The 5,794-nt window shown below is 63.5% G+C and carries 7 protein-coding genes and 1 pseudogene; 3 read left to right on the forward strand and 5 right to left on the reverse strand.

What is annotated here, in order from left to right:
* A partial coding sequence (locus A2J02_RS13780; protein WP_068050695.1) for an ABC transporter permease subunit occupies positions 1 to 484 on the forward strand: 484 nt, incomplete at its 5' end.
* The gene (locus tag A2J02_RS13785) at positions 484 to 1,356 is read left to right on the forward strand and encodes an amino acid ABC transporter permease (RefSeq protein WP_068050696.1); all 873 of its coding nucleotides are present in this window, start codon (positions 484 to 486) and stop codon (positions 1,354 to 1,356) included. The genes A2J02_RS13780 and A2J02_RS13785, both read left to right, overlap by 1 nt.
* Before the next feature lie 107 nt (positions 1,357 to 1,463).
* Here the strand turns inward: A2J02_RS13785 and A2J02_RS13790 are convergent, their stop codons facing one another.
* The 5 genes from A2J02_RS13790 to A2J02_RS13810 form a co-directional block, all read right to left on the reverse strand.
* Positions 1,464 to 2,015, reverse strand: coding sequence for a regulatory protein RecX (locus A2J02_RS13790; RefSeq protein ID WP_068050697.1), 552 nt, complete (start codon positions 2,013 to 2,015; stop codon positions 1,464 to 1,466).
* 12 nt (positions 2,016 to 2,027) lie between these two features.
* Entirely contained in the window at positions 2,028 to 3,065 is a 1,038-nt protein-coding gene (gene recA, locus A2J02_RS13795) for a recombinase RecA (protein WP_008716921.1), read from the reverse strand.
* Between the two features lie 215 nt (positions 3,066 to 3,280).
* Complete coding sequence (locus tag A2J02_RS13800) at positions 3,281 to 3,472, reverse strand: DUF3046 domain-containing protein (RefSeq protein ID WP_027496833.1); 192 nt, start codon at positions 3,470 to 3,472, stop codon at positions 3,281 to 3,283.
* A 10-nt stretch (positions 3,473 to 3,482) separates the two neighbouring features.
* A complete protein-coding gene (locus A2J02_RS13805; RefSeq protein ID WP_156516219.1) occupies positions 3,483 to 4,655 on the reverse strand; it encodes a glycosyltransferase in 1,173 nt (390 codons plus the stop codon).
* A gap of 90 nt (positions 4,656 to 4,745) precedes the next feature.
* On the reverse strand, positions 4,746 to 5,384 hold the full coding sequence (locus A2J02_RS13810; RefSeq protein ID WP_231893992.1) for a TetR/AcrR family transcriptional regulator: 639 nt from the start codon (positions 5,382 to 5,384) through the stop codon (positions 4,746 to 4,748).
* A gap of 223 nt (positions 5,385 to 5,607) precedes the next feature.
* Between A2J02_RS13810 and A2J02_RS28255 the strand changes: the two are divergent.
* Positions 5,608 to 5,794: pseudogene (locus A2J02_RS28255) on the forward strand (diacylglycerol kinase); the annotation flags it as partial.

The following is a 5,794-nucleotide window of genomic DNA, read 5'->3' on the forward strand; positions in this document are numbered from 1 at the left end:
GATCATTCTGTTCACCTCCTTCGGCCTTTTCCAGACCCTGGGTGTCTCGTTGGCTTCGCAGTCGTCGCCGACAGGCTTGGTGGACAACAACTTCCGACTCGCCGTACTCGGCTTGAGCGTGTACACGGCGTCGTTCGTGGCCGAGTCACTGCGATCGGGCATCAACACCGTCCCCGTCGGTCAAGCCGAAGCGGGCCGCTCTCTGGGCATGACCTTCACCCAGAACGTCAGCATCGTCGTTCTCCCACAGGCGTTCCGGGCAGTGGTGGGCCCGCTCGGTAGCGTTCTGATCGCCTTGACGAAGAACACCACGATCGCGTCTGTCATCGGTGTGGTCGAGGCATCGTTCCTGATGAAAGAAATGATCGAGAACGAGGCCGCGATCTTCGTCGTCGGTGGCATCTTCGCACTCGGGTTCATGATCCTGACGCTCCCGACCGGGTTGCTGTTCGGCTACATCAGCAAGCGATTGGCGGTGTCATGATGAGTGATGCAGTAGCAGTTCTGTACGACGTCCCGGGCCCGAAAGCGGTACTGCGATATCGCATTCTGACCGTGGTCGTTGCAGTCGTCTCGCTGGGGATCGCGTTTCTGATCTACCGGGCGCTCGACTCGAAGGGGCAGTTGACCGCTGAGAAGTGGGATCCGTTCCTCGAATCGACCACGTGGACCACCTATCTGCTGCCCGGTATTCAGGGCACGCTGGTGGCAGCGGCCCTGTCGATCGTGTTCGCCCTGATCCTCGGTGCCGTACTCGGTATCGGCAGGTTGTCCGATCATCGAGTCGTGCGAGTGATCAGTGGCGCATTCGTCGAGGTGTTCCGCGCCGTTCCGGTGCTGATCCTGATGATCTTCCTGTACGCCGTCTATGCCGACTACGAGGTCTTCAAGGTCAAGTACCTGGCCTTGGCTGCGGTGGTCACGGGCCTGACCCTGTACAACGGTTCGGTCATTGCCGAGATCGTGCGTGCCGGCGTCAATTCCCTGCCCAAGGGCCAGCGCGAAGCCGCGTCGGCGTTGGGCATGCGCAAGAGCCAGGTCATGCTCCTGGTTCTGCTCCCCCAGGCCGTCACCGCCATGCTTCCGGCGATCATCTCGCAGATGGTGGTGGCACTGAAGGACTCGGCGCTGGGTTACGTCATCGGTTACGTCGAAGTCGTCCGTTCCGGGCAGCAGGTGGGCGCGTTCTACAGCAACTACCTGCCGTCGTTGGTGATTGTCGCCGTCATCATGATCATCATCAACTCCGCTTTGACGAAGCTGGCCACCGTGGTCGAACGTCGTCTGCGTTCTCGCAAGCGCAAGGCCGGCGCGACTGAAGTGGTTCCGGCTCTCGACGGTGGTCAGGCAGCCTGACCCACACGACACTGCAACTGGTCGAGGCCGTCGACAAGTAAGGCCCGCAACACCGATGGTGTTGCGGGCCTTACTGTTTCTCGACGGCACCGGCTCGAGGTGGACGATCACATCGAGTCGGGGCCGTCGAAGTCTTCGGTATCGGCACCTGCGCAGTCGAGCTGCTCTTTGACCACTGCGAATGCCATCGACTGCGAGTAGCCGCGGCGGGCGAGCATGCCGACCAGCTTGCGCACAACCTTGTCTCGCTCGGTTCGAGCATCGGGTCCGCTGGGATCGGGCAACTGCAGCGTGCGGAATCGCTTGCGTATCAACTCGGCTGCGCGCTGACGCTCGTCGTCGGCATCGATCAGATCGAGTGCATGCACAGCGAGTTCGTTGCTGACTCCCTTGTTGCGGAGCTCCATGCTCAATGCACGTTTGCCCTTGCCGGAGTACTTGTGCCGGGACTGGACCCACTGCTGAGCGAAGGATTCGTCGTCGACCAGCTTGGCCTTCTCGAGCCGGTCGAGAACAGCGTTCGCGATTTCTGCGGTGAAGCCCTTCTTGGCCAGGCTCGCTTCGAGTTCGTGCCTGCTGCGCGCTCGGTCGGTCAGCAACCGAAGGCAGACATCTTTCGCCTGCGCCTCGGTGCCGCCGCCTTCGTCTCGCTGCTGCACAGCGACAACAGGTTAGAAGTCGACCGGAGCAGCTGCGGGCTCCTCTGCGGTGACGTCCGCGCCGATCTGCAGCTTCTCCATGATCTTCTTCTCGATTTCGTCCCGCACGTCCGGGTTCTCGAGCATGAACTTGCGGGCGTTCTCCTTGCCCTGGCCGAGCTGGTCACCTTCGTAGGTGAACCACGAACCCGACTTACGGATGAAGCCGTGCTCGACGCCCATATCGATCAACGAGCCTTCGCGGCTGATGCCCTTGCCGTAGATGATGTCGAACTCGGCCTGCTTGAACGGCGGTGCCACCTTGTTCTTGACCACCTTGACCCGGGTGCGGTTACCGATAGCGTCGGTTCCGTCCTTCAGGGTCTCGATACGGCGGATGTCGAGGCGAACCGAGGCGTAGAACTTCAATGCCTTACCACCGGTGGTGGTTTCGGGAGAGCCGAACATGACGCCGATCTTCTCGCGCAGCTGGTTGATGAAGATGACCGTGGTGCCCGAGTTGCTCATGGCACCGGTGATCTTGCGCAGCGCCTGGCTCATCAGGCGGGCCTGCAGACCCACGTGGCTGTCGCCCATCTCACCCTCGATCTCGGCGCGCGGCACCAATGCCGCCACCGAGTCGATCACGAGGATGTCGAGAGCACCCGATCGGATCAGCATGTCGGCGATCTCGAGAGCCTGCTCACCGGTATCGGGCTGCGACACCAGCAAGGCATCGGTGTCGACGCCGAGCTTCTTCGCGTAGTCCGGATCCAGAGCGTGCTCGGCGTCGATGAAGGCAGCGATGCCGCCGGCCCGCTGAGCACTGGCCACTGCATGGAGGGCGACGGTGGTCTTACCCGAGGATTCCGGACCGTAGACCTCGATGACACGTCCACGCGGCAACCCTCCGATGCCGAGTGCCACATCGAGCGCGATCGATCCCGTGGGGATGACGGCGATGGGCTGTCGGACCTCGTCACCGAGGCGCATCACCGAGCCCTTGCCGAAGTTCTTGTCGATCTGCGCAAGTGCGAGATCGAGCGCTTTGTCGCGATCGTATGCAGCCATCGTGAGCTCCCTGTGTCGTGTCGTTCAGCTGTGTCGTATCGATCAGCTTTGTCGTATCGATCAGCTTTGTCGTCGGTAACGCTAGAACGGGGTACCGACAAGAAGTTTCTCGAGACCGCTCAGCAACCGTTGACATCAGCATAGGGGAACACGTGTTCGAGTCAACTACCCTTGGCTTTCGACACGCCGGAAAAGATCGGCAGGACCGGTGCGGACTACCAGCGCTCTTTCGGAACGTCGAACTCGTAACAGATCGAGCGCCACACTTCTCGCGGGTCGACGCCGTCCTCGATGGCCTGCGCTCCGGTGCGACCGATGCCGGACAACACATGATCGGCCAGCAGGGAGTTTCCTCGAACGGAGCCGAACTCCTCGGTGAGGAGTTCACGAAATTCGGTCAGACGCACAACGACAACCCTAGCGCCCGCTCCGTGGACCGCTGCGGGCGAGCACGTGACGACACACCGACACCGGATCCTCGACGGACTGCGACCCGTCCGCCGCCGCCCCCGCTGCCCGGGCGAAACGCGGATCGGACAACACCGTGGCCACCGCGTCGGCGATCGAGGTCGGTGTCGGGGGTCGTACGATGACCGCACTCCCCTGCCGGGCGGCCCGATTCGCCAGCTCCCACTGATCACCACCGCCGGGGACGGCCACCACCGGAACGCCGTGGACGAGAGACTTGGCAAGCATGCCGTGGCCACCGCCGCACACCACCACATCGGCACGGCGCAGCAGTTCGTCCTGGCGGCCGAGGCCTGCGTTCGCCCAGCTCGGGAGCGCGACGGGACCTCCGTCGAGAACGGAGGCCACCACCCGCACTCCCCTGCCGTCCAACCCTTTCAGCGCCATCTCGAGCATTCCTTCCGCACCGGTGAAGGCGGTCGACGGCGCGACCATCACCAGCGGTGCCGAGCCGTCGGGGGCATCGAGCAGCTCGTCCGTCGGCTCCCACAGCAGCGGGCCGACCACGTGTGCCTCCTCCGGCCAGTCGGGACGGTGCACCTCGAGCGCGGGAATGGTGGCGACCAGCCGAGCAGCGGGACCCGGGTCCTCGGCAGGCAACCCGATGCTCGTCCGTGCGCTGGAACGCTGTGTACGCCCATGAGCGATCGAGCGTGCCGTCAACGCGCGCATAACGACATCGCGCAGCCTGCCCCGAATTCCGATACCCGGAGCCAAGCCACTTCCGATGGGCGGCAACCCTTTCGAGGGCGAATACAGAGGATGGGGCGAGAGTTCGACCCAGGGGATACCGAGACGCTCGGCGGCCATGCCACCCCCTGCGGTGAGGATGTCGGACACGACGAGATCGACGTTCTCCCGCTCGAGGTCGGGTAGCAACTCGGTCGAGACGAACGCCGCCCGAGAGTGGATCCGTTGTCCGGCATCGAGATCGTCGTCTTCCGGCCGCGGTGCGAGTCCACCCAGCGGAAGCGCTCGCAGGCCCGCGGCGTGCGCGGCGGGTACCCAGCGGCTACCGGTGAAGAGGATCGGTTCGTCGCCGGCCGCGCGGAATAGCAGAGACAGGGCGATCGCCGGAAAGGCATGCCCCGGATCGGGCCCGGCCACCACTGCTACTCGCACCAACCCAGCGTGCCACACTCGAGCCGTACCGCTCGACGTGCGCCGAGATCAGGTCGCGAGAGGGGCGGTCAGGTCAGGACGCGGCCTCGTTCACGCACCCTCGGGTCGCAGATAACGGTCGACGGCGAACGCCATCTGGCGTGTCACCTCGGCACCGGACACCCGCTCGGACACCATCTCCGCGGACTGGACAGCAGACTGCACCATCAGCAACACCAACGTGGCCAGAGTGGTGGGATCCCCCGCACGAATCGAGGAATCACGTTGTCCGGCAACGACCAGAGAAGCCAGTGCATCGATGATCAACGCCTGACTGGTTCCGAGCCGATGCAGAATGTACGTGGCGAGCACGTCGGAATCGGAACGCAGAATCTTCACGAAAAGCGGATGGAGTCGAATGCGGTCGGCAACGTCACCCACGGCAGTCACGAGCTGATCACGAGCCGGTGCCGAAGCGTCGAAGCTCGGAATCAGGGCACCGATCTCTCGCGTGAGCAGGCTCGAGACCACAGCTCGTGTATCGGCCCATCTTCGGTACACGGTGGGCCTGCTGACCTTGGCGCGACGCGCGATCTCGGCCAAGGTCGTGCGCTTGACTCCGTGTTCGAGGATGCAGGATCGGGCCGCGTCGAGAACGGTGTTCTCGACCGACTTCTCGGGAGCGGCGGTCCCGGACGACGACTGCGGGGGCTCCGACGAGACAGGACTCGACACCGGCTGCTCGATCACGTGCCACCTTTCTCGATTCGGACAAAAAGACCGTATTACGCGTAGTAACAGTCTATTTCGTTACAGTACCTCACGGTTACACGCACATCGGGTCCGAAGATCGCCGGTAACACGCAAGCGCAATCTGCGTCGGGGGCATTCGACCAGGAATCGCCTCGGTCACCACCACGGCAATCGTCGACCCTGGCAAGCTGATCGATGTGATCGAAAAATCGTTGCGAGCATGACCCGATCGGTGACGGTGTTGACCAATCCGATGGCCGGCGGTGGGCACGCGGGGCACGCCGGACGGTGCGCCGTGGCTCGACTGCGGGAGCGTGAACTTCACGTCACGGCCATCGAGGGACGCACACCCGGGGATGCGTTGGCTTTGCTCGAGAAGGCGATCGGCAGCGGTACGGACGCGGTGG

This window comes from Rhodococcus sp. EPR-147 (assembly GCF_001647185.1).
GTDB lineage: Bacteria > Actinomycetota > Actinomycetes > Mycobacteriales > Mycobacteriaceae > Rhodococcoides.